Origin of the sequence: Streptomyces sp. NBC_01481 (genome assembly GCF_026339995.1) — a bacterium.
Lineage (GTDB): Bacteria > Actinomycetota > Actinomycetes > Streptomycetales > Streptomycetaceae > Streptomyces.
This window is the reverse complement of record NZ_JAPEPT010000006.1, coordinates 79,386-99,107: the sequence shown is the minus strand read 5'-3', so window position 1 is coordinate 99,107 and position 19,722 is coordinate 79,386. Positions and strand designations below refer to the sequence as shown.

Annotated in this window: 18 protein-coding genes; 9 read left to right on the top strand and 9 right to left on the bottom strand. The window is 69.3% G+C overall.

Annotated features, from left to right (window positions below; all coding sequences use genetic code 11):
- Positions 1 to 57: 57 nt before the first annotated feature.
- Positions 58 to 1,443 carry an FAD-binding oxidoreductase gene (locus tag OOK40_RS30385; protein ID WP_266487927.1) on the top strand — a complete coding sequence of 462 codons (1,386 nt, stop codon included), beginning with the start codon at positions 58 to 60 and terminating at the stop codon, positions 1,441 to 1,443.
- 9 nt (positions 1,444 to 1,452) lie between these two features.
- Here the strand turns inward: OOK40_RS30385 and OOK40_RS30380 are convergent, their stop codons facing one another.
- The gene (locus tag OOK40_RS30380; protein ID WP_266487924.1) at positions 1,453 to 2,838 is read right to left on the bottom strand and encodes a tannase/feruloyl esterase family alpha/beta hydrolase; all 1,386 of its coding nucleotides are present in this window, start codon (positions 2,836 to 2,838) and stop codon (positions 1,453 to 1,455) included.
- Positions 2,839 to 3,126: 288 nt separating this feature from the next.
- On the opposite strand from OOK40_RS30380, the gene OOK40_RS30375 reads away from it, so the two are divergent.
- The 3 genes from OOK40_RS30375 to OOK40_RS30365 all read left to right on the top strand — a co-directional run bounded on the left by OOK40_RS30375 (position 3,127) and on the right by OOK40_RS30365 (position 6,244).
- On the top strand, positions 3,127 to 4,374 hold the full coding sequence (locus OOK40_RS30375) for a sensor histidine kinase (protein WP_266487922.1): 1,248 nt from the start codon (positions 3,127 to 3,129) through the stop codon (positions 4,372 to 4,374).
- Positions 4,371 to 5,069 carry a response regulator transcription factor gene (locus OOK40_RS30370; RefSeq protein ID WP_266487920.1) on the top strand — a complete coding sequence of 233 codons (699 nt, stop codon included), beginning with the start codon at positions 4,371 to 4,373 and terminating at the stop codon, positions 5,067 to 5,069. Before OOK40_RS30375 ends, OOK40_RS30370 begins: the two co-directional genes overlap by 4 nt.
- A 155-nt stretch (positions 5,070 to 5,224) precedes the next feature.
- Positions 5,225 to 6,244, top strand: coding sequence for a zinc-dependent alcohol dehydrogenase family protein (locus OOK40_RS30365; RefSeq protein WP_266487918.1), 1,020 nt, complete (start codon positions 5,225 to 5,227; stop codon positions 6,242 to 6,244).
- 43 nt (positions 6,245 to 6,287) lie between these two features.
- Here OOK40_RS30365 and OOK40_RS30360 read toward each other — a convergent pair whose 3' ends face one another.
- The 3 genes from OOK40_RS30360 to OOK40_RS30350 all read right to left on the bottom strand — a co-directional run bounded on the left by OOK40_RS30360 (position 6,288) and on the right by OOK40_RS30350 (position 9,146).
- Positions 6,288 to 6,911: an NAD(P)-dependent oxidoreductase gene (locus OOK40_RS30360; protein ID WP_266487916.1), complete on the bottom strand. Its 624-nt coding sequence runs from the start codon at positions 6,909 to 6,911 to the stop codon at positions 6,288 to 6,290.
- A gap of 100 nt (positions 6,912 to 7,011) precedes the next feature.
- Complete coding sequence (locus OOK40_RS30355; RefSeq protein ID WP_266487914.1) at positions 7,012 to 7,935, bottom strand: glutamate ABC transporter substrate-binding protein; 924 nt, start codon at positions 7,933 to 7,935, stop codon at positions 7,012 to 7,014.
- 245 nt (positions 7,936 to 8,180) lie between these two features.
- Positions 8,181 to 9,146: a DUF3048 domain-containing protein gene (locus OOK40_RS30350; protein ID WP_266487912.1), complete on the bottom strand. Its 966-nt coding sequence runs from the start codon at positions 9,144 to 9,146 to the stop codon at positions 8,181 to 8,183.
- Between the two features lie 162 nt (positions 9,147 to 9,308).
- Between OOK40_RS30350 and OOK40_RS30345 the strand changes: the two genes are divergently transcribed.
- Positions 9,309 to 9,662: a cupin domain-containing protein gene (locus OOK40_RS30345; protein WP_266487910.1), complete on the top strand. Its 354-nt coding sequence runs from the start codon at positions 9,309 to 9,311 to the stop codon at positions 9,660 to 9,662.
- Between the two features lie 90 nt (positions 9,663 to 9,752).
- Entirely contained in the window at positions 9,753 to 10,535 is a 783-nt protein-coding gene (locus OOK40_RS30340) for an amino acid ABC transporter ATP-binding protein (RefSeq protein ID WP_266487894.1), read from the top strand.
- 37 nt (positions 10,536 to 10,572) lie between these two features.
- On the opposite strand, the gene OOK40_RS30335 is transcribed toward OOK40_RS30340, so the two are convergent.
- Positions 10,573 to 12,594 carry a translation factor GTPase family protein gene (locus OOK40_RS30335; RefSeq protein ID WP_266487893.1) on the bottom strand — a complete coding sequence of 674 codons (2,022 nt, stop codon included), beginning with the start codon at positions 12,592 to 12,594 and terminating at the stop codon, positions 10,573 to 10,575.
- A 354-nt stretch (positions 12,595 to 12,948) separates the two neighbouring features.
- Here OOK40_RS30335 and OOK40_RS30330 point away from each other — a divergent pair, with 354 nt between their 5' ends.
- A complete protein-coding gene (locus OOK40_RS30330; RefSeq protein WP_266487891.1) occupies positions 12,949 to 14,331 on the top strand; it encodes an FAD-binding oxidoreductase in 1,383 nt (460 codons plus the stop codon).
- Between the two features lie 251 nt (positions 14,332 to 14,582).
- Here OOK40_RS30330 and OOK40_RS30325 read toward each other — a convergent pair whose 3' ends face one another.
- The 4 genes from OOK40_RS30325 to OOK40_RS30310 all read right to left on the bottom strand — a co-directional run bounded on the left by OOK40_RS30325 (position 14,583) and on the right by OOK40_RS30310 (position 17,633).
- Entirely contained in the window at positions 14,583 to 15,293 is a 711-nt protein-coding gene (locus OOK40_RS30325) for a YoaK family protein (RefSeq protein WP_266487889.1), read from the bottom strand.
- Between the two features lie 143 nt (positions 15,294 to 15,436).
- Entirely contained in the window at positions 15,437 to 15,832 is a 396-nt protein-coding gene (locus OOK40_RS30320; RefSeq protein ID WP_266487888.1) for a hypothetical protein, read from the bottom strand.
- 427 nt (positions 15,833 to 16,259) lie between these two features.
- On the bottom strand, positions 16,260 to 17,183 hold the full coding sequence (locus tag OOK40_RS30315) for a MurR/RpiR family transcriptional regulator (protein WP_266487883.1): 924 nt from the start codon (positions 17,181 to 17,183) through the stop codon (positions 16,260 to 16,262).
- Between the two features lie 162 nt (positions 17,184 to 17,345).
- Positions 17,346 to 17,633 (bottom strand): hypothetical protein, encoded by a 288-nt coding sequence (locus OOK40_RS30310; protein WP_266487881.1) that lies wholly within the window; start codon positions 17,631 to 17,633, stop codon positions 17,346 to 17,348.
- Between the two features lie 172 nt (positions 17,634 to 17,805).
- Between OOK40_RS30310 and OOK40_RS30305 the strand changes: the two genes are divergently transcribed.
- Positions 17,806 to 18,741 (top strand): NAD(P)-dependent oxidoreductase, encoded by a 936-nt coding sequence (locus OOK40_RS30305; protein WP_266487879.1) that lies wholly within the window; start codon positions 17,806 to 17,808, stop codon positions 18,739 to 18,741.
- A gap of 320 nt (positions 18,742 to 19,061) precedes the next feature.
- Positions 19,062 to 19,640, top strand: coding sequence for a YdeI family protein (locus OOK40_RS30300; protein WP_266487877.1), 579 nt, complete (start codon positions 19,062 to 19,064; stop codon positions 19,638 to 19,640).
- Positions 19,641 to 19,722: the final 82 nt, after the last annotated feature.

The following is a 19,722-nucleotide window of genomic DNA, read 5'->3' as shown; positions in this document are numbered from 1 at the left end:
ACAACAGAGCTGTACCCATCCCCTGATCCCCGACGACGTGGAAAGCGGGTGGCGGTCATGACCACCTACACACCAGCCCTCGACGGCAAGCTGCTGGAGCGGCTGCAGGGGGCGGTACGCGGCGAGATCATCCAGCCTGCCGACCCCGACTACGACGAGGCCCGCAAGGTCTACAACGCGATGCACGACAAGCGCCCGGCGATCATCGTCCGGGCGGTCGACGTGGGCGACATCGTCGCCACCGTGGACTTCGCCCGGGAGCAGAATCTGCTGCTGGCCGTGCGAGGCGGCAGCCACAGCGTCCCCGGCTACGGCACCTGCGACGGCGGCGTTGTACTCGACCTCGGCCGCATGCGCGGGATCCGGGTCGACCCGCAGGCGGGTACCGCCCGGGCCGAGGGCGGATGTACCTGGGCCGATGTCAACCACGCCACGCATGCCTTCGGTCTGGCCACCACGGGCGGAATCGTGTCCAGCACTGGTATCGGCGGGCTGACCACCGGAGGCGGCATGGGCCATCTGGCCCGGCGCTGCGGGCTGGCCTGCGACAACGTGCTCTCGGCCGACCTGGTCACGGCGGACGGATCCTTCCGCACCTGTACCCGGGAGCAGAACGCCGACCTGCTGTGGGCGGTATGCGGCGGAGGCGGGAACTTCGGGGTCGTCGCGTCTTTCGAGTACCGGCTGCACCCCGTGGCCGACATTCTCGGCGGGCCGACCTTCTATCCCCTCGACGGCGACGTCATACGGCGATACCGCGAGCTGATCGCCGATTCCGAGGAGAAGCTCGGTGCTCTGCTCGTCGTCGCGCTCGGCCCGCCCGTGCCGTTCCTGCCGGAGCGCTGGCACGGGCGGCCGCTCTGCGGAGTGGTCACCTGCTGGACCGGTGCCGAGGACGAGGACGACCGGATCCGTGCCCGTCTCAGCGACCTCGGTCCGGTGGTGGGGCAGTACGTCGAACGCATGCCGTATCCGGTGATCAACACGCTGTTCGACGAACTGCTCCCTGCGGGTCTCTTCCACTACTGGAAGGGCACCTTCAGCCGCGGTCTGCCGGACGGAGCCGTCGACGCGTACGTCGAGTACGGCGCCTCGACGCCCACCATCCAGAGCGCGACGGTGATCTTCCCCATCGACGGCGCCTGCCACCGGGTGGGCCCCGAGGAGACCGCGTTCACCTACAGGGAGGCCGACTTCGCGACGGCACTCAGCCCGACCCTCATGACCCGCGCCGACTGCGCGGCCAACGTCCCCTGGGCGCGGGCCTTCGCCGCGGCGCTCGCGCCTCACTCCCTGGAGGGCGGATATGTGAACTTCATGGACAGCGACGACCAGGACCGGGTCCGGGCCAACTACCGTCAGAACTACGACCGCCTGACGGCCGTCAAGCGGCGCTACGACCCCGGCAATCTGTTCCGCCTGAACCACAACATCGCGCCGTGAGCCGCCGGTTCACAGTGAGCAGGAGTCCACGCCTGCGTCGTCGTCCGGCCGGGGCACCGTGCGACTACGGGGCGGGGTGACACCCCGCTGCGTCCAGTCGACCATCGCGTCGAACGCCGCACGGAAGCAGGGCAGCATCGGCCGGACCGTTTCCGGATGGGCCGCGTACAGACCGTCGGTGTGGGATCCGTCGGTGATCCGGAAGTACCGGTGCAGGTCCCCGCGGCCGGCGTCCTTCACCATCCGGGTGTAGACATCCCCGCTCCGGCTGATCGGCAGCAGCACGTCACGCGTGCCGTGCACGGTGATCAGCGGCTTGCCGATGCGCCCGGTCAGCGACACCCGTTCGACGGCTTTGTGCACCGAGCGGGGGCGCGAGGCGTAGTCGTAGTCGGTGTCGCAGCCGGGCCCGGTGCCCTCGGGGCAGAACGGCGTACCGCCTTCGGCCGCGCCGTCGTAGCCGGGGTCCAGTTCCTCCCGCACGATGCGCTGGAGCGTGTCCCACTGCGTGCGGTGGTGCAGGCCCCACAGCGGCTCGGTGCCTGCCGGGTAACCGGCGGCCAGCATCTCCTCGTGCGCGCCGGGCCGTCCGGCCACGTAGCGGGGATACGCGCGCAGCGCCGGTGGCAGGGTGGTCAGCAGATTGGGCGCGTCGCGGGTGAACAGCAGGCCGTGCCAGTCGATACCGCCGCTGTAGAGCCCCGGATGCCGTTCCAGCTGCCAGCGCACGAGGTAGCCGCCCGCGGATGCCCCCGCGGCGTACGTGTGGGAGGGCGGGTGTCCGTACCGCTGGGCCGCAACGCGCTTGGCGGCGACGGTCAGTTGGGTGACGCGCCGGTGCCACTCGAGGATGGCGTTGCCCGGGCGGCGGCCGTCCTTGTAGATCTGCGGTCCGGTGTTGCCCTTGTCGGTGGCGGCGAAAGCGAATCCCCTGGAGAGCGCGTAGTCGCCGATGATGCGGTCATTGGCGTACTGCTCGCGGATGCCGGGCGGGCCCGCGACGATCAAGCCGCCGTTCCACCGCTCGGGGAGTCTGATCACGAACTGGCTGTCGTGGTTCCAGCCGTGGGTCCGATTGGTGGTGGAGGAGTCGGGGAAGTAGCCGTCGAGCTGGAGCCCAGGAACGGCGGGCGGGCTGACCGTGCCGGGCGGTTCCAGACCGGCCCAGTCGGCCGGGTCGGTGTGACCGCTTGCGACGGTTCCACCGGTGGTGAGATCCGGCAGGCAGGCGGAGATCATGAATTCCGCTCCCGGCACGCGCGGCGGATGCCCGCCGCATCGCGATCCTCCTCCTGCCGCGGTGCCTGCGGTCCCGCCGCCGGTGGCGAGGGCCGGGGTCAAGGTCGCCGCCAGCACGAGCGCGGTCAGTGCGGCGAGACGGCCGAAGACAGTCATGCGGTGTCCTTTCCGGGATGTCCGACGTGAACAGGACGACCGTAGAAAGGCATGGGAGCGCGCGGTGAGTGCCCTGCGGCCACACCGAGGAGCGAAGGGTCACGCGCCCTGCCGCAGCCGCCCGGCCGGACGGCACATGACCTTTGGCCACATCTGCCCCGGGCCGGGCGGGAGTCGGGGGCGCGGTCGTGACCGCGACGTATCCTGCTGGGACACGACCGGCGCAGCGCAGCAGCGCAGCTCGCCTTATGCCAGGGAGCAAGTGCCGCAGTTCCGCAGGGGGTTGGTATGGCCGCACCACCGACACCCCCCAGGCCACTGCGCTGGGTCCCGTCCGCGCTCTACGCCGCGGTGCTGGCCGGCGGGCTGTACTACGAGACTCTCGGAGAGGGCAGCCTCCGACTCGCGGGCACGGCGGGCTTCGTGACCTGCCTGCTGCTGCTCTTCGCGCTCGAAGCCTTCGAGCGCGGCCGCTACTCCGAACACACGCCGACTCGCCCCGCGGTCCTCCTGCTGGCGGCCCGTCTCGGGTTGTACGCGGCAGTGAGCGTCTTCGACGAGGCAGGCGTCTCACGGGCACTGTTCGTACTGGTCCCGTTCACGGCCTACTTCGCCCTGGGCCGCAAGGCGGCCCTGGTCGCGAGCGCCGGATGCCTCGGGCTGCTGCTGACGGGCAATGTGCTGTGGGTGCCGCGGTGGTGGGCGACGGCCGAGCACATCTCCGACCTGCTCATGCTCGGCATCGGTCTGGTGCTGGCCGTGTCCATGGCCGCGGTGGCGGTCGGCGAACAGGAAGGCAGGGCGCGGCTGGAACACGCCCTGCGCGAGCTGAGCGACTCCCACGAGCGGCTGGCTGACCATGCCGAGCGGGTGGCGGAGCTGTCGACGGCCAAGGAACGCAACCGGCTGGCCAGGGAGATCCACGACAGTCTTGGGCACCATCTGACGGCGATCGCCGTCCAGTTGGAGAAGGCCGAGGCCTTTCACGACCGGGACGCCGAGATCGCGCGGAAGGCGGTCGGCCATGCGCACTGGTCGGCGGTGCGCGCGCTCGACGAGGTGCGCCATTCGGTACGCGCGCTGCGCGACGAGGGTGAGCCGTTCTCGCTCTCCCGCGCCCTGGCCGACCTCGCCCGGCACGCCGACGGGGGCCGATTGAAGATCGTCGCGCAGGTGAGCGGCGACGAGCGCGGCTTTTGCACCGGGGCGCTCACCGCCCTGTACCGCGCGGCCCAGGAGGGGCTGACGAACGCCCATCGCCACGGGCACGCGACCCGGGTGTCCGTCGCCGTCACGTTCGGCGGTGACGGCGCGCGGCTCGCCGTCACCGACAACGGACGCGGGTTTCCGGACGGTGCCTGCGAGGGATACGGCCTGCGCGGCATGCGGGAGCGGGTGGCGCTGCTCGGCGGCACGGTCGACATCCACTCGGCACCGGATGCCGGGACCGCGGTGACCGTGACGCTGCCGCGGGCCGTCGCCTCGCCGCCCGAGGTTCAGGGCACGCCGGGCGCGCCGGCAAAGGCGGTGCGATGAGCACGCGACCACCGGGGGCCCGCGACGCGGTGGCGGTGCTGGTCGTCGACGACCAGGAGCTGGTGTGGGAAGGGATCGCCTCCCTGCTGACCCTGCAGCCCGGGATCACCGTGGTCGGCGCGGTCGCCGACGGACGACAGGCCGTCGAGGCTGCCGTGAGGGACTCGCCCGACGTGATCCTGATGGACGTCCGTATGCCGGTGATGGACGGTGTCGAGGCAGTGGCCCAGCTGAGCACACGGGCCCCGACGTGCAAGGTCGTCATGCTGACGACCTTCGACGACGACGAGTACGTGGTGCGGGCACTGCGCGCGGGGGCGGCGGGCTATCTGCTGAAGAACCTGCCCGCGGCCGAACTGGCCGACGCGGTGCGTCTTGCGCATGCCGGGGTCACCCAGCTCGACTCCTCGGTGGCCCGGATTCTCACCGGCGCGCTGCTGCCCGCCGAGCCCGGCCGGGGCGCTGGGGACTCAGCCGCTGCGTCCTCCAACGGCGCTCCGCCCGGCGGTCTGACCGCCCGTGAGGTCGAGGTGCTGCGGCTGATCGCCGCCGGTTCCACCAACCGTGAGATCGCGTCCCGGCTCTACGTCAGCGAGGGCACCGTCAAGAACCACATCTCACGGATCCTGGGCAGGCTCGGGCTTCGCGACCGCACCCAGGCGGCGATCTACGCGCACGACCACGGACTCCTCTAGACGCCCGGCCGGTACGTGGGCGTGGGTGCCTGTGGGCGGACGCAGTCCGTCAGCAAGCATCTGGCCATGCTGGAGGTGGCCAACCTGGTCACCACCATGCGGCGGGGCAGGGAGGAGTTACGAGAGAATACGTTGCGCGGACAGGAGGGAGACCGATGACATCCCCGAGCCCCGCGGCCACATCCGCGTGGGTGGTCGAGCACCCCGGACCGATCACGTCCGCCCCGCTGCGGCTGGTCGAGCGCGAGACGCCTGCGCCCGGCCCGGGCGAACTGTTGCTGCGCGTACGCACCTGCGGAGTCTGCCGGACCGACCTGCACTTGGCCGAGGGCGACCTGCCACCCCACAAGCCACGGTGTACGCCGGGTCACGAGGTCGTGGGCGAGGTCATCGCCACCGGGCCGGATGCCGAGGACTTCCGCGTCGGCGACCGGGCGGGCGCGGCCTGGCTTGCGGAGACCTGCGGGCAGTGCCGCTACTGCCGAAGCGCGCGCGAGAATCTGTGCCCCGACTCCCGCTACACCGGCTGGCACATCCACGGCGGCTACGCCGACCACCTGCTCGTGGACGCGCGCTTCGCCTACCGCCTGCCGGAAGGGTGGAGCGACGAGGACGCAGCGCCCCTGCTGTGCGCGGGCATCATCGGCTACCGGGCGCTGGAGCGGGCAGACCTGCCTCCCGGCGGCCGGCTCGGCATCTACGGATTCGGCGCTTCCGCGCATCTGACCGCCCAGCTGGCCATCGCCCGGGGCGCCGAGGTCCACGTCGTCACCCGCTCGCGGGGTGCGCAGCGGCTGGCGCTGGAGCTGGGGGCGACATCGGCCGGAGCGGACGCGCCCCCGAAGCCTCTGGACGCGGCGATCCTGTTCGCCCCTGCCGGGAGCCTGGTGCCGGTCGCGCTCGCGGCGCTGGACCGCGGCGGCACCCTCGCGATCGCCGGGATTCATCTGAGTGAGATCCCGCCGCTCGACTACGACCGGCACCTGTTCCAGGATCGGACCGTGCGCAGCGTCACCGCCAACACCCGTGAGGACGGCCGCGCCTTCCTGGCCGAGGCGGCGCGTCTGCGGCCCACGGTGCGGGTCACCCGCTACCCGATGCGACGGGCCGACCGGGCCCTGGAGGACTTGGCGGTCGGACGGATCACGGGCGTGGCCGTACTCGTGACGGACTGATCAGAGGTGCCGGAACCGGTGACCGGGGGGAGGTTGAGCCACATCAGTTGGTGAGGATGGCGGTGCGCCGGGACCAGGTCGGGTCCGTGAGCTGCGTGAGCATGAAGTGGGCAACGTCCGCCCGGCTGATCTTGGGCATGCCCCTGAATTCGAAATGGTCACCCACGCGGTAGGTGCCGGTGAAAGGCCGGTTGGTCAGCGTCACCGGATAGACGAGGGTCACGTCGAGGTCGGCGGCGAGGAGCTTGCGGTCCGCCTTCCCCTTGTCGGGGTAGATCTTCCTCAGCATCGTGCGGTAGAAGAACCGCTGCGGCAGCGAAGCCTGGGCGTAGGTCTCGTTGACGCCGAAGGCCGAGAGGAAGATCAGGCGGTCGACTCCCGCATCGTGCATGGCGGGGACGAGCGCGTCCACGGTGCGGCTGACGATGTCGGACGTGAGGCTCCTCCCCGTTCCCATCGTGCTCAGCACGGCGTCCTGGCCCACGGCGGCAGTCGCGAGCTCCTGCTCGTCGGCGACATCACCGACGAGCACGGTCAGACGGCCGTCGACCCGAGGCAGCTTTTCCGGACTGCGGACGAGCGCGGTGACGTGATGCCCCTGGTCAAGGGCCTGACCGACCAGCTGGAGGCCGGTGGGGCCGGTCGCGCCGAGAAGCAGCAGTCTCATGCCCTCCAGCCTGGGCCAGTTGGGGGCAGGGCGCTACAGAGCCCGGTGACGCGCCGAACCGGCTTCCGGAAGCCGGTTCGGCATCGGTGCCGGCCAGGCGTCAGTAGCGCTCGACCACCGGCGCACCGCCGTACTTCGAGCCGGAAAGGCCCAGCGTCGCCGCGTACGCCCTCTTGTGGTCGCCGTTCTCGTCGTGCGCCTCGAGCGCCTCCGTCACCGCTTCGCGCAGCGCCTTGTCGTCCTTGTTCATGCCGATGCCGTAGGGCTCCTCGGTGAACGGGTTGCCGACGACCTTCAGCTTGTCCGGGCGCTGGGCGGCGTAGCCCATGAGGATGGCGTCGTCCGTGGTGACGGCGTCGACCTTCTTGTCGAGCAGCTTCTGGACACACTCGAAGTACTTGGACGTCTCGACCGTCGTCGTGTTGTAGTCGGGCTTCTTGATCTCCCGGAGGGCGGTCGATCCCTTGACCGAGCAGACCGTCTTGCCCTCCAGGGAGTACGGGCCCCCGATCGTGCCGTCGTTCTTACGGACCAGGAGGTCGGCGCCGGCCCTGTAGTACGGCCCGGCGAAGCCCACCTTCTTCTTGCGTTCGTCGTTGATCGTGTAGGTGCCGACGTAGAGGTCGACCTGGCCGCTGGAGATGGCGGCCTCGCGGTTCTTCGTGTCGACCGTCTTGAACTCGATCTTGTCGGGCGAGAACCCGAGACTCGCCGCGACCATCTTGGCGATCTCGATGTCGAAGCCGGACCGCCTGCCGTCCTTCTCCTCGAAGCCGAGGAACGGCTGATCGTTCTTCGCGCCGATGATGAGCTTGCCGGCCCTCTGCGCCTTCTTCAGGGTCTGGGAGTCGATCTTGACGTCCTTGGCGACCGTGTACGTGGGCAGCCTCGGGTTACTCCCGTTCGAGCTGCTGGTGGGCTCGTCACCGGAGGCATTACCGGACCCGCCGCTGCAGGCGGTGGCGGTGAGGGCGACCGACAGCACAGTGATCGCCGCAATCGCGGCGGACTTGCACGACTTCATGGTGGAACATCCTCAAAAATCAACAGACTGAGCAGAGTGCGCGAGGAGGCTGAATGACGGGACGGCGCCCTCAGGCCGTCGAAATGTCCGTCATCGGTGCATTGCTCCGGCCTTCTCGATGGGAAGACAGCTGGGAGGACGATAAGCCTGAGTCCTCGCATCGTCATCACATCTGAGCGGAACTTGAGCATTACAGTCCGGCCACGGAAGACCCGTCGCGGCCCCGGACCGGTCGCGTGCCCGGATCAGCGAGCTGCGTACACGATCCAGACCTGTCCCGGGGCGAACGCCATGGGCCTGCCGTCCGGTGTCGTGAACGTCGTCCCGGACTCGGTGGTCGGGCGCTTCCACTCGGCCTTGTGCGCCTTGCTGTCACGCAGGACGAGCGCCGTGCCGGAGCCCACGGTCTCGGTGTACGGAGAAATGTTTCCCGACCGGTCGTGGAACTTCGACGGGCGCACGGATACGTACTGCACGACGACGGTGGCGGCCCCCAGCTGCTGCCCCGCCTGTGTGCGGGAAGGGGTGCCGTCCATGGCCACCAGCCACTGAGCCCTCTGTGGCGACCATGTGAAGGCGAAGCGTGCGGCCGGATAGCGCACGGTGTACGCGGCAGTCGGTTTCCCGCCCGGGGGCTCGGCACCGAAGGTGAAGCCGGCGTACGTGGCCGCGTTGACGCCGGAGGTGTCGCGCAGAACGCGCGCGGGCCGTAGATAGAGGTTGTGCGGGGCGGCCCGGTCCTGGCTGCGGAAGTACGCGCCCCCAGGTGCCTTTCCCGGCGGAACCGCGTTCACCGGGGCCGCCTCGATGACCGGCAGGAGCTTGCTCTGCGCCCCGGAGAAGGCGAGGGTCGGCCGGTCGAACTGCCTCAGCAGTTCCAGATCGGATTCACGGGCACTGCGTACCGGGCCGACGACGGGCGGAAGCTGGGAGGAGAAGACGGCGAGGATCCGGCTGAGGCCCGCCTCGACCCGCTCGACATAGACGATGTCCGCCTTGTCGAGTCCCGTCGGTGGCCGGGCGGGAGCGACGTTGTCGATTTTCACCGCGAGTACATGCGCAGGCGGGACGGACGCGCTCGTGGACGGCGTACGGTCACGGGCCGGGGGATTGCTGCCGTCGCCGCCCTCGCACCCGGAGGCGGCGAGGGCGAGCGTCACGAACAGCATCGCGACGGCGGCGGCCGATCTCTTCTTCGTCTTCGCGGGCATGGCGGACGCCCCTTCGAGTCACCCGCCGGCGCCCGTGGGGAACCGTCGGCAGCGGCGTCATGATGCACGCACTCTCTGTAGTCCGAGAATACGGCGCACCGGGGACGAGAGCGGCACTGTGTCCCTGCCCCGCGCCACCCGGTATGGCCTAACGTCGCGATCATGACGACGTACAACAGTTTCGCCGTACACATCCCCGACGCCGACCTCGAGCCGGACCCGCTCGACCCCGCACAGATCGTCCGGGGCACCCCCGAGGTGTCGGGCAAGGTGCTCTGGGAGTCGGAGGACGGCAAGAACATCCGGGGAATCTGGCAGATCACCCCCGGCGTGGTGACCGACACCGAGGCGAACGAGCTCTTCGTCGTCGTCAGCGGCCGGGCAACCATCGCGGTCGAGGGCGGCCCCACGTTCGACGTCGGCCCGGGCGACGCGTGCGTCCTGCGCGAGGGCGACCGGACGACCTGGACCGTCCACGAGACACTGCGGAAGGCGTACCAGATCACGACGGCCTGACGGCGTAACTTGGCAGCAGTACGACGCTGCTGCGTAGACCTAGGGGCGCTCGGCATGCGGCGGACCGGCGGCGCACGGAGCAGGAAGCCGATGAGCGGAGCAACAGTGACCATGGGAAATGCCACGCAGGCCAGGAGCGACGCCCTCATCGCGCTGAGCAACGTCAACAAGCACTTCGGCGCGCTGCATGTGCTCCAGAACATCGACCTGACGATCGCCCGTGGGGAGGTCGTGGTCGTCATCGGGCCGTCCGGCGGCGGGAAGTCGACGCTGTGCCGCGCCATCAACCGCCTGGAGACCATCGACTCCGGCGAGATCGCCATCGACGGCAAGCCGCTGCCCGCCGAGGGCAAGGAGCTCGCCCGGCTGCGGGCCGACGTCGGCATGGTCTTCCAGTCCTTCAACCTCTTCGCGCACAAGACGGTGCTGGAGAACGTGATGCTGGGCCAGATCAAGGTCCGCAAGAAGGACAAGAAGGACGCCGAGCAGCGGGCGCGCTCCCTGCTCGACCGGGTGGGGGTCGCCGAACAGGCGGACAAGTACCCCGCGCAACTCTCCGGCGGCCAGCAGCAGCGCGTCGCGATCGCGCGTGCACTGGCGATGGATCCGAAGGTCATGCTCTTCGACGAGCCGACGTCGGCTCTCGACCCCGAGATGATCAACGAAGTTCTCGAGGTCATGCAGCAGCTCGCCCGTGACGGCATGACGATGGTCGTCGTCACCCACGAGATGGGCTTCGCCCGATCGGCCGCCAACCGTGTCGTCTTCATGGCGGACGGCCGGATCGTCGAGGAGACGACGCCGGAGGAGTTCTTCACAAATCCGAGCAGCGACCGCGCGAAGGACTTCCTCTCAAAGATCCTTCACCACTGAGCCCGGCCCACCCACCCTGCGTAAGGTCGCAGTGCGACTACTCGCCTTCCCGGTGGCCACCGACCCGGCGCACGACATGCAGCAGATACTCCTTGCGGTTGAGGGGATCGTGGTCCGTCCGCCGCCGGCTCGGGATCGCGCCCCGGACCGGCTGGTAGCGTTCGAAGGCGTATTCAAGTACGCCCTCGCCGTGTGTGAGCCCCGGCAGTTGCTGCTCCAGCGCATACATCCGATCCGCCGGAATCTCACCCTCCAATACGCAGGCGGAACCCCGCACGACCGGTGTCTGCGGAACGGCACCCAGCCGGGCCAGCACGGGCAGAACCGGCCCGAGCGCGTCCGCCGGAAGCTCGAACCGGAAGCGGTGCAGCGGCTCGTAGACCGTGGTCCCTGCCTGTCGCAGTGCGCTCATCAGGACCAGCGGCGTCAGATTGCGGAAGTCCCCGGCCGTGCTCGACATGCTCTTGTCGAAGGTGCCGTGTGCATGGCTCTGCCGCGCCCAGTAGCCGGAGTGCGTCATGACGACGGTGCAGTCGGTGACCTGCCAACCGTAAATCCCTTGCCGCAGCGTCTCCTTCACGGTTTCTTCGACCGCCTTGATGAAGGAGTACGGCATCGACCCGAGCTCCACTTCCAGCCGGAATTCCACACCGCTGCCGATCGGAGCGGGCTCGATACGCAGCCCGACCGTGGCGAGAAACGGATTGGGCTCCTTGTCGATGATCTCGACACAAGCCCCTGTGCCGATGGGCCGCTCCAAGCAGATCGTCGTCGTCTCGCGGAAAGTGACGTCAATGCCGAAGTCGTTCGCCAGCGTCGCCTGGATGACTTCCTTCTGCACTTCTCCGTAGAGCGAGACGGATACTTCCTGGCGGACATCGTCCTGCCGCAGATTGATCAGCGGGTCCTGTTCGGCGAGCTGGGCCAGCGCGAGATGCAGCGCCCCCTTGTCGCTGGCCCGGCCGGGAACCACGACTGTTTCCAGTGTCGGCGGAGCGAAATACCCCTGCCCGGCTGCCTGCTCGGGTGCGGGCCTCGACGCGTCGCCGATCGCATCGCCGATCCGGATGTCCCCAAGCCCCCAGAGTTTCGCGATCCGTCCGGCGGTGACCGAGGTGTGCCGGACGGCCGCACCACGGTCGAAGACGCTGATCGCCGTCACTTTCTCCTCGCCGTCGCCGCGGATCCGCAGCCGGTCTCGGGTTCGTACGGTTCCGGACAGCATGCGTACGTACGCGATCTTCTCGCCGGACGGGCCGCGCTCGATCTTGAACACGGTGCCCGAGACCGGGCCTTCGGCGCAGCCCTCGCTCGCGGGCAGCAGCTCCCGGACACCGGCGACCAGCGCGTCCACGCCCGCGCCGGTGATGGCCGAGCCGAAATACACGGGATGCACGAGCGCCTCTCGCGTCTGCGCCGCGAGTTCGCCGCGGAGTTGGGCGTACGAGAGGGTGCTCTCGTCGTCGACATAGGCGGCGAGCAGCGCGTCGTCATGGCCCGACAACAGATCGACCAGCGCGGAGACAAAACCCGCGTCGGCTGCGGTGTAGGGCGTGGGCAGCGCGCTACGGGTGCCCAGGCCGGCGGCCGAACCCATCGGGACGATGTCCCGGCTCAGCTTCTCGGCGATGCCCCGCAGCACTTGCTCGTACTGTGCTCCAGGGCGGTCGATCTTGTTCACGAAGATGAGGGTCGGGATGCGCAGCCGCCGCAGCGTCCGCATCAGCACACGCGTCTGCGCCTGCACGCCCTCCACGGCGGAGATGACCAGCACGGCACCGTCGAGCACGCTCAGCACCCGCTCCACCTCGGCGATGAAGTCCGGGTGACCGGGTGTGTCGATCAGATTGACCGTGATGTCGTCGACGACGAAGGACACGACCGCGGACTTGATCGTGATTCCGCGCTGTCGTTCGAGGTCCAGTGAATCGGTCTGCGTACTTCCGTCGTCGACGCTGCCGATCTCGTCGATGACTCCGGCGGCGTGCAGCAGCCGCTCGGTCAGGCTTGTCTTACCGGCGTCGACATGCGCCAGAATTCCCAAGTTCAACGTTCGCACTGAGCGTCAGGTCCTCAAGATAGGTGTCAATTGCCTTCTGGATGGACGTGAACGCTCCGCGCATAATCATCTCCTTGGTCGATCAGCTGTCATCGCGAGTCCAGCAGACGACTGCACCGAGGGGCAACCGATTTGCCGGGCTCCGGTGCGCCCCGCGTTTGCGCAGTCCCCGGCCCGGCGTGAGGCTTGATGTATCAGCCCCGCGGCGCCCGATTGTGCCTGCGGCCCGTGAAGTGCCCGGGCGCCAAGACTCCGCCGACGGGGGACACCGCGGCGGCGAGGCGTTGGATGCCGCGGTCGGCACGGCCGGGAGGCCGGGTGGGCCGCGGTCCGCACCCCGCGTGGGAGACGGCGATGGACGGCACAACCTTGGAAGCGATGCGGTCCGCCCTGCGCGGTCCGGTGATCGGCTCGACGGACCCGGAGTACAACGAGGCCCGCAAGATCTACAACGCGATGATCGATCGGCGCCCGGCGGCCTTTGTGCGCTGCTCGGACGCGGCAGACGTCATGAACGCGGTCGACTTCGTCCGCGACCACGGTGTCGAACTCGCCGTCAGGGGCGGCGGACACAGCGGACCTGGTCTCAGTCTCGTGGACGACGCCGTCACGATCGACCTGTCGCCCATGCGCTGGGTGCGCGTCGATCCCGCCACCAGGACCGCCACGGTCGGCGGTGGTTCACAGCTCGGCGACCTCGACCACGCCGCTCACGGCTTCGGTCTCGCCACCCCCGCCGGCATCATGTCGACGACGGGCGTCGGCGGCCTCACACTCGGCGGCGGTATGGGCTACCTCACCCGCAAGTACGGCTTGACGGTGGACAATCTGCTCTCCGCCGACGTCGTGCTCGCGGACGGCAGCTTCGTCACCGCGAACAAGACCGAGCACCCGGACCTCTTCTGGGCGCTGCGCGGCGGTGGCGGGAACTTCGGCATTGTCACCTCCTTCACCTTCGGGCTGCACCCAGTGCACACCGTGGGTGTGGGGATCACCGTCTGGCCGGTCGACCAGACACGCGAAGTCCTGCGCTGGTACCGCGAGTTCCAGCCACAGGCACCCGATGACCTCAATGGCTTCTTCGCACTGCTGGCTGTGCCTCCCGGCCCGCCGTTCCCGGAAGAGATCCACGGACACAAGATGTGCGGCGTGGTGTGGTGCTGGACAGGGGACCTGGCCCAGCTGGACGAGGCCCTCACCGCAGTCAACGAGCCCGGCAGGCCCACCTTCCACTTCACGACGCCGATGCCCTACCCCGCGCTCCAGAGCATGTTCGACGAACTGATTCCCACCGGACTGCAGTGGTACTGGCGCGGAGACTTCTTCGACCGGATCACGGACGAATCCATGGACGTCCACCTCAAGTACGGCGAGAACCTCCCCACCGGCCTGTCGACCATGCACCTCTACCCGGTCGACGGCGCCGCGGGCCGGGTCGCCGACGGCGACACCGCGTGGGCGTACCGGGACGCCGTCTGGTCCGGCGTGATCGGCGGCATCGACCCCGAGCCGGACAACGCGGAGGCGATCAGGCAGTGGGCCGTGGACTACTGGGAAGAGCTGCACCCCTACTCCATGGGCGGCTCGTACGTGAACTTCATCGGCGCGGGCGAGGGCCAGGAGCGGGTCAGGGCCACCTACCGCGACCACTACGACAGGCTCGCGGAGATCAAGCGGACCTACGACCCGCACAACCTCTTCCGCGCGAACCAGAACATCGAGCCGGCCAAGGGCTGAGGCAGGCTAGGGCCTGTCTTTTGGATCAGGCCGGATCAGTGAGCGGCCCGCCGCGGAGCGGCTGATGTCACTGTGGTGCGTGCGATCGCAGGCCGGAGGATGGGGGTCCCCCCGCCGAAGGCAGGGGGAGAGCCGACGCGGAGCGTCGGCGACTGACGACAACGCAGCGTGGGGGCACCTCCCGTGCCCGAAGGGCTACGGGGGAGTGCGTGCCAGGGCACGCGAACCCGGCAAGATCCGAACGACAGGCCCTAAGTCCCGACCGGCTGGGCGTGCCGGGGTGCGGCTGTCGTCGCGGTCGCGATGGCGAGGATGAGGGCGGCCACCAGAAGCAGTACCCCCGTCGGCGGCCACTCCAGCCGGATGAGCCACGCACCCAGAACGCCGCCCGCGAACAGCGCCAGCACGCCGACGCTCCTGCGGACGGAGGCACGGCTGCCGTAGCCCAGGGACGCGTCGTGACCGAGGGGCGACCCGCTGATCAGCGCGGTGATCGTCCGGGTCACCAGCGTGGTGGGCAGGTCCGGTACGCGCGCACGCATCGCTGTCACATTGCGCATGCCCATCGCGATCGCCACCACGGACGCCGTCGCGATATGACGGGCGGACGGTGAACCGGCCGCCCGCTCAAGACCCCAGGCGATGAAGGCGGCGCCCGCGACGAGCGCCGATTCCACGAAGAGTGCGAGGACGAACCAGCGGTAGCCGCGAGCCTCGGCCATGGACTCCATCCGTGAGCCGATGAGCGCTCCGACGGCGAACGAGCCGAGCGACACGGACGTTGCCACGGCGGACACCGGGCCCTCGCCCACGAGCGCGAAACCGAGGAAGAGCGTGTTGCCCGTCTGCACCGCGGTGAAGACGGGACCGAGAGCGAGAAGGCTGACGGCTTCGACCATGCCCGTGGTCAGCGTCAGCGCCGCCATCAGGGACGTCAGCTCGTGCCCGGGCTTCGTCTGCAAGCGCGCTCCTCGGCTGCGGCCGCGGCTGGGGTGTCGGGCCAGTGTCCGCATCCGCGTGCCACCGACCGCACCATTGGGCCAACCGTGGGCCGAACCCGGCCGGAGCGACCAGGGCGCCTCGAGACGTACAACTGGACGTGCACCTACACGTGCGACCGTCTGCGCGGTACCGCGCCGGCTGCCTGAAGGGCTTCGCTGATCAGCCGGACGCCGCGGGCCAGGCGGTTCAGCTGCTCCAGCTCGATCGCGTACATCCTGATCGTGCTCTCGATGATCGTCTCGGCCACTCCGAGCGTCGGCAGCTCGGCCCTGCAGGTCTGCAACGCGGTCCGCACTGCCCGCATCTCGTGCTGCACCTGGAAGTGTGCGTGGCGCGCGAGCAGGATCGGGTTGCGGGTGAGCGGCGAGTAGCCGGCGTAGCGGGCCGGCAGGAGGTCTCGCAGCCAGCGGGCGGCCGTTCGTTCCCAGTCAGCGCTGCCGGGAGCCTTGACCTGGCACGGCCAGTCCGCGTTGATCGGCGAGTAGGTCGTCTGGGACATCGTCGTCCTTTTGGGATGTCGTGCGGATGTCGTACGCATGGGCTCTGGTCGAGGGGATTTCCGGCGGCCCCGGCCCAGGGGTTGACCGGGGCCGCCGATGGACGGGCGTCCGAGGGGAAACGGAGCGCCCTGTTGGATCACCCCGGGCCGACGAGAGGAGGCGTCGTCCCATGGTGTCCGGTTCTGTGGCCCGTGAGGGCCGTGGTTCCGGCGTGCGGCTCCGGGAAACCCGGGGCCACCGGAGCAGTAAATATATATACCGTCGAGTAAGCAAGGGTATGAAAAATTTCATGCATGAATAAAGGTGAAAACGCCTGGTCTGCGGCATTCCTCGACGGCGGCGCAGACGCCGGGCGCGACGCGGCACGGACGGCGGGCGAAGCACCGGACCAGTGCCTGGTCCAGTCCCCGGGGCCAGCCCCGGGATTCAGTCCTCGAGGAAGAAGTTGTGCTGATCGGCGACCTGCTCGTAGCCCTCGAGCCGGACCTGCGTGCGCTGGGGGTCGGCATCCGCCATGGCCTGGAGGAGGGCCGCGGACAGAACGCCCGGTGCCGCGTACGAGTCGAAGACGAGACGTGAGCCGGTGCCGGCGATCAGCGCCACATCGGCCTCGTCCACCAGAGGCCCGAAGGCGAGGTCGGTGATCAGCGCGACGCGCAGTCCGATGCGGCGGGCGGTACGCATTGTCGCCAGCGTCTCGTTGGCGTGCCGCGGCATGGCGAAGGCCAGCACCCAGGTCCCGCCCGCCTCGTGCGACTGCAACAGCGCGTCATAGGCGACGCTGCCGCCGCGGGTCACCGTGCGCACATCGGGATGGATCCGTCTCGCCGCGTACGCGAAGTACTCCGCGAGGGACACCGAGATCCGCAGGCCCAGAATCGTCAGCGGAACGGACCGCGCCAGTTCCCGGCCGACGTCCAGGACCTGATTGGTGTCCGCGAGCAGGCGGCGCAGGCTCTCCAGGTTCTCAATCTCGGCGTCGACCGCGGCCTGCAGTTCGTTGCGGCGGATTTCCTCCCGGGTGTCCGGCGAACCGGCGACCGCGCTGAGGGCGATGGGCTGAAGTGCCTCCCGCAGCGCGGGGTATCCGCTGAAACCCAGCGAGGCCGCGAAGCGGGTGACCGACGGCTGGCTCACCCCCACGCGTTCCGCGAGCTCGGTGATCGAAAGGAATGCGGCCTCGGTGAGGTGGTCCACCAGGTACTGGGCGATGCGCCGCTGCGCGGGCGACAGCCGGTGGCCGCCGAACAGGGCCAGAACCCTGTCCGTGGGGGCGGCTTCCGTCTCGGGAGACTGCCCTCCCGGCGTGATCGCAGACGCCTGTGCGCGTGCCTGCTGATCTGATGGCACCGGTGTCACTCCTTCTCGTCCCACTTCCGCTCAACATAGCTCACTCACCGTGGTCGCAAGGGGTCGAGAACGAGAACGGGCAGCCGCCGGCGGCTGCCCCTTCTCGGATCAGCGTGCGTCCACCGTCGTCGTCGGAGTGTTCCAGCCGGAGATCCCGACCTGCTACTGAACGGAGGGAAGCAGCCCTGTGACGGGCGCGACCAGGTCGGTGAGCTGGTGCAGCTGGTTCAACTCGGCGAGCCCCTTGTCCGCTCCCCGGAACTGACCGGACACCGACGGCAGTTCGGCCCGGTGCTCCGAAGGGATGCTGCTCTCGGCGAGAGAATCGACCTGGCTCATGACGGGGATCTTGTGGTCGGTGGCGACATCGGCGCTCGCTGCGGGCGCGGCCAGCGCAGTGGCGCCGGTGGCAAGGGCTACGGCGGCGAGAACGCGTCGTGTGTTGTTCATGCCCTGGCAACGGCTGACATGACGGGCGGACACGGCCGAACGGCCTCACTCACCCGCGGGCCGTATCGCACGATGCCCTGATGACGCCGCGGCTGCGGTGACCGGCTGCGAGGGGTGCGATCGGCTGGTTGGCTACGAGGTGTCAGCAGCCCAGCATGGAGAGGCGGCACCCATGACCACATCGCCGGCAGACAGCAGCGAGAAGAATCCTCCCGTGGTGGCGGTGCTCGGCACCGGCATCATGGGTGCCGCGATGGCCCGCAGTCTGCTCCGCTCCGGTCTGTCCGTCCGGGCGTGGAACCGTACGCGGGAGAAGGCCGAAGCCCTCGTGGCCGACGGAGCGTACTGCGCCGAGTCCCCGCAGGACGCCGTCGCGGGCGCGGACGTGGTGCTGACCATGCTCAACGACGGGCCGCGGGTGCTCGCCGCCATGCAGGCGGCGAGCGCGGGCCTGGCCCCCGGAACGGTGTGGGCCCAGTCGGCCACCGTCGGGGAAGCCGCGACGGCCGAACTCGCCGACTTCGCCCGGCGGAACTCCCTGGTCTTCGTCGACGCCCCCGTGCTCGGCACGCGCCAGCCCGCCGAGGCGGGGGAGTTGCTGGTCCTTGCGGCGGGGCCGGACAGCGCGCGAGCCGTACTCGCGCCCGTCTTCGATGCCGTGGGCCGGCGCACCACATGGGTCGACGACGACGGCTCCCGCGCGGCCGCCAGCAGGCTCAAACTCGTACTGAACAGCTGGGTCGCCGCGCTGACCCATGCGACCGGCGAGGCGCTCACGCTGGCGAGAGTGCTCGGTGTCGATCCGCAGGCCTTCCTTGACAGTGTGTCCGGCGGCCCGCTCGACAGCGGATACCTGCGCGCCAAGGCCGAGGCCATCCTCGGCGGTGACTACACGCCAAGCTTTGCGGTCAACAACGCGCTCAAGGACTCCCGGCTGATCGTCGAGGCGGGGGAGCGCGCGGGCGTACGGCTCGATCTCGCGAGGGCGGGAGTGGCGCGCTTCGAGCGGCTGGAGCGGCGCGGCCTGGGCGAGCGGGACATGGCCGCCACCTATCTCGCCTCCTTCGACGACGGCGTGGAGCCTTCGGCTCAAGGAGGCGGCAACTAGCTAGGTCCTGTCCGGCCGATCTTGCCGGGTTCGCGTGCCCTGGCACGCACTCCCCCGTAGCCCTTCGGGCACGGGAGGTGCCCCCACGCTGCGTTGTCGTCAGTCGCCGACGCTCCGCGTCGGCTCTCCACCCTGCCTTCGGCGGGGGGACCCCCATCCTCCGGCCTGCGATCGCACGCACCACAGTGACATCAGCCGCTCCGCGGCGGGCCGCTCACTGATCCGGCCTGATCGACCGGACAGGACCTAGGACAGGAGCTGGCCTAGAGGATGGCTAACGTGGCAATCACGTGAGGCATTCGCAGCCGGGAGGCGCCACGATGGAATCGTTCAATGGCCTGGAAGTCAGCGCTTTCGAGGACGCAGCGGAGCTGGAGTCCTGGCTCGCCGGCCATCACGGGCTGCAGTCCGGCATATGGCTGAAGCTCGCCAAAAAGAATTCCGGAATCGCCTCGGTGACGGCCGCGGAGGTCATCGATGTCGCACTGTGCTATGGCTGGATCGATGGTCAGCGCCGGTCCTTGGACGAGTTGTACTTCCTGCAGAAGATCACGCCACGACGGCCGCGGAGCATGTGGTCGCAGGTCAATATCCGCAAGGTCGATGCGCTGACGCGGGCAGGTCGGATGCGGGGGCCCGGCCTTGCCCAGGTTGAGGCCGCCCAGGCGGACGGACGCTGGGCCGCGGCGTACGCATCGCAGAAGGAAGCCACCGTCCCGTCCGATCTCGAAGCCGCGCTGGACGGAAATGAGCCGGCGAATACCGCCTTCGGGAAACTCAACAAAACGAAGAGATACGCCGTGATCCATCGCCTCTTGACGGCGAGGACCCCCGATATCAGGGCGGCTCGGCTCCGGGAGATGATCACCGCGCTGGAAGCGGGTCAGCCCATCGGGTAGTCCTGCGCGTAAGGGGCCCGTGCGAGGGCCGTCCGCGCGCCTTCCGCTGGCCGCCGCGAAGCCGGTATGCACACCATGGCTC

Coding starts and splice junctions, on each gene's coding strand:
- OOK40_RS30385 (WP_266487927.1), top strand. CDS start 58: ATGACCACCTACACACCAGCCCTCGACGGCAAGCTGCTGGAGCGGCTG.
- OOK40_RS30380 (WP_266487924.1), bottom strand. CDS start 2,838: ATGACTGTCTTCGGCCGTCTCGCCGCACTGACCGCGCTCGTGCTGGCG.
- OOK40_RS30375 (WP_266487922.1), top strand. CDS start 3,127: ATGGCCGCACCACCGACACCCCCCAGGCCACTGCGCTGGGTCCCGTCC.
- OOK40_RS30370 (WP_266487920.1), top strand. CDS start 4,371: ATGAGCACGCGACCACCGGGGGCCCGCGACGCGGTGGCGGTGCTGGTC.
- OOK40_RS30365 (WP_266487918.1), top strand. CDS start 5,225: ATGACATCCCCGAGCCCCGCGGCCACATCCGCGTGGGTGGTCGAGCAC.
- OOK40_RS30360 (WP_266487916.1), bottom strand. CDS start 6,911: ATGAGACTGCTGCTTCTCGGCGCGACCGGCCCCACCGGCCTCCAGCTG.
- OOK40_RS30355 (WP_266487914.1), bottom strand. CDS start 7,935: ATGAAGTCGTGCAAGTCCGCCGCGATTGCGGCGATCACTGTGCTGTCG.
- OOK40_RS30350 (WP_266487912.1), bottom strand. CDS start 9,146: ATGCCCGCGAAGACGAAGAAGAGATCGGCCGCCGCCGTCGCGATGCTG.
- OOK40_RS30345 (WP_266487910.1), top strand. CDS start 9,309: ATGACGACGTACAACAGTTTCGCCGTACACATCCCCGACGCCGACCTC.
- OOK40_RS30340 (WP_266487894.1), top strand. CDS start 9,753: ATGAGCGGAGCAACAGTGACCATGGGAAATGCCACGCAGGCCAGGAGC.
- OOK40_RS30330 (WP_266487891.1), top strand. CDS start 12,949: ATGGACGGCACAACCTTGGAAGCGATGCGGTCCGCCCTGCGCGGTCCG.
- OOK40_RS30320 (WP_266487888.1), bottom strand. CDS start 15,832: ATGTCCCAGACGACCTACTCGCCGATCAACGCGGACTGGCCGTGCCAG.
- OOK40_RS30310 (WP_266487881.1), bottom strand. CDS start 17,633: ATGAACAACACACGACGCGTTCTCGCCGCCGTAGCCCTTGCCACCGGC.
- OOK40_RS30305 (WP_266487879.1), top strand. CDS start 17,806: ATGACCACATCGCCGGCAGACAGCAGCGAGAAGAATCCTCCCGTGGTG.
- OOK40_RS30300 (WP_266487877.1), top strand. CDS start 19,062: ATGGAATCGTTCAATGGCCTGGAAGTCAGCGCTTTCGAGGACGCAGCG.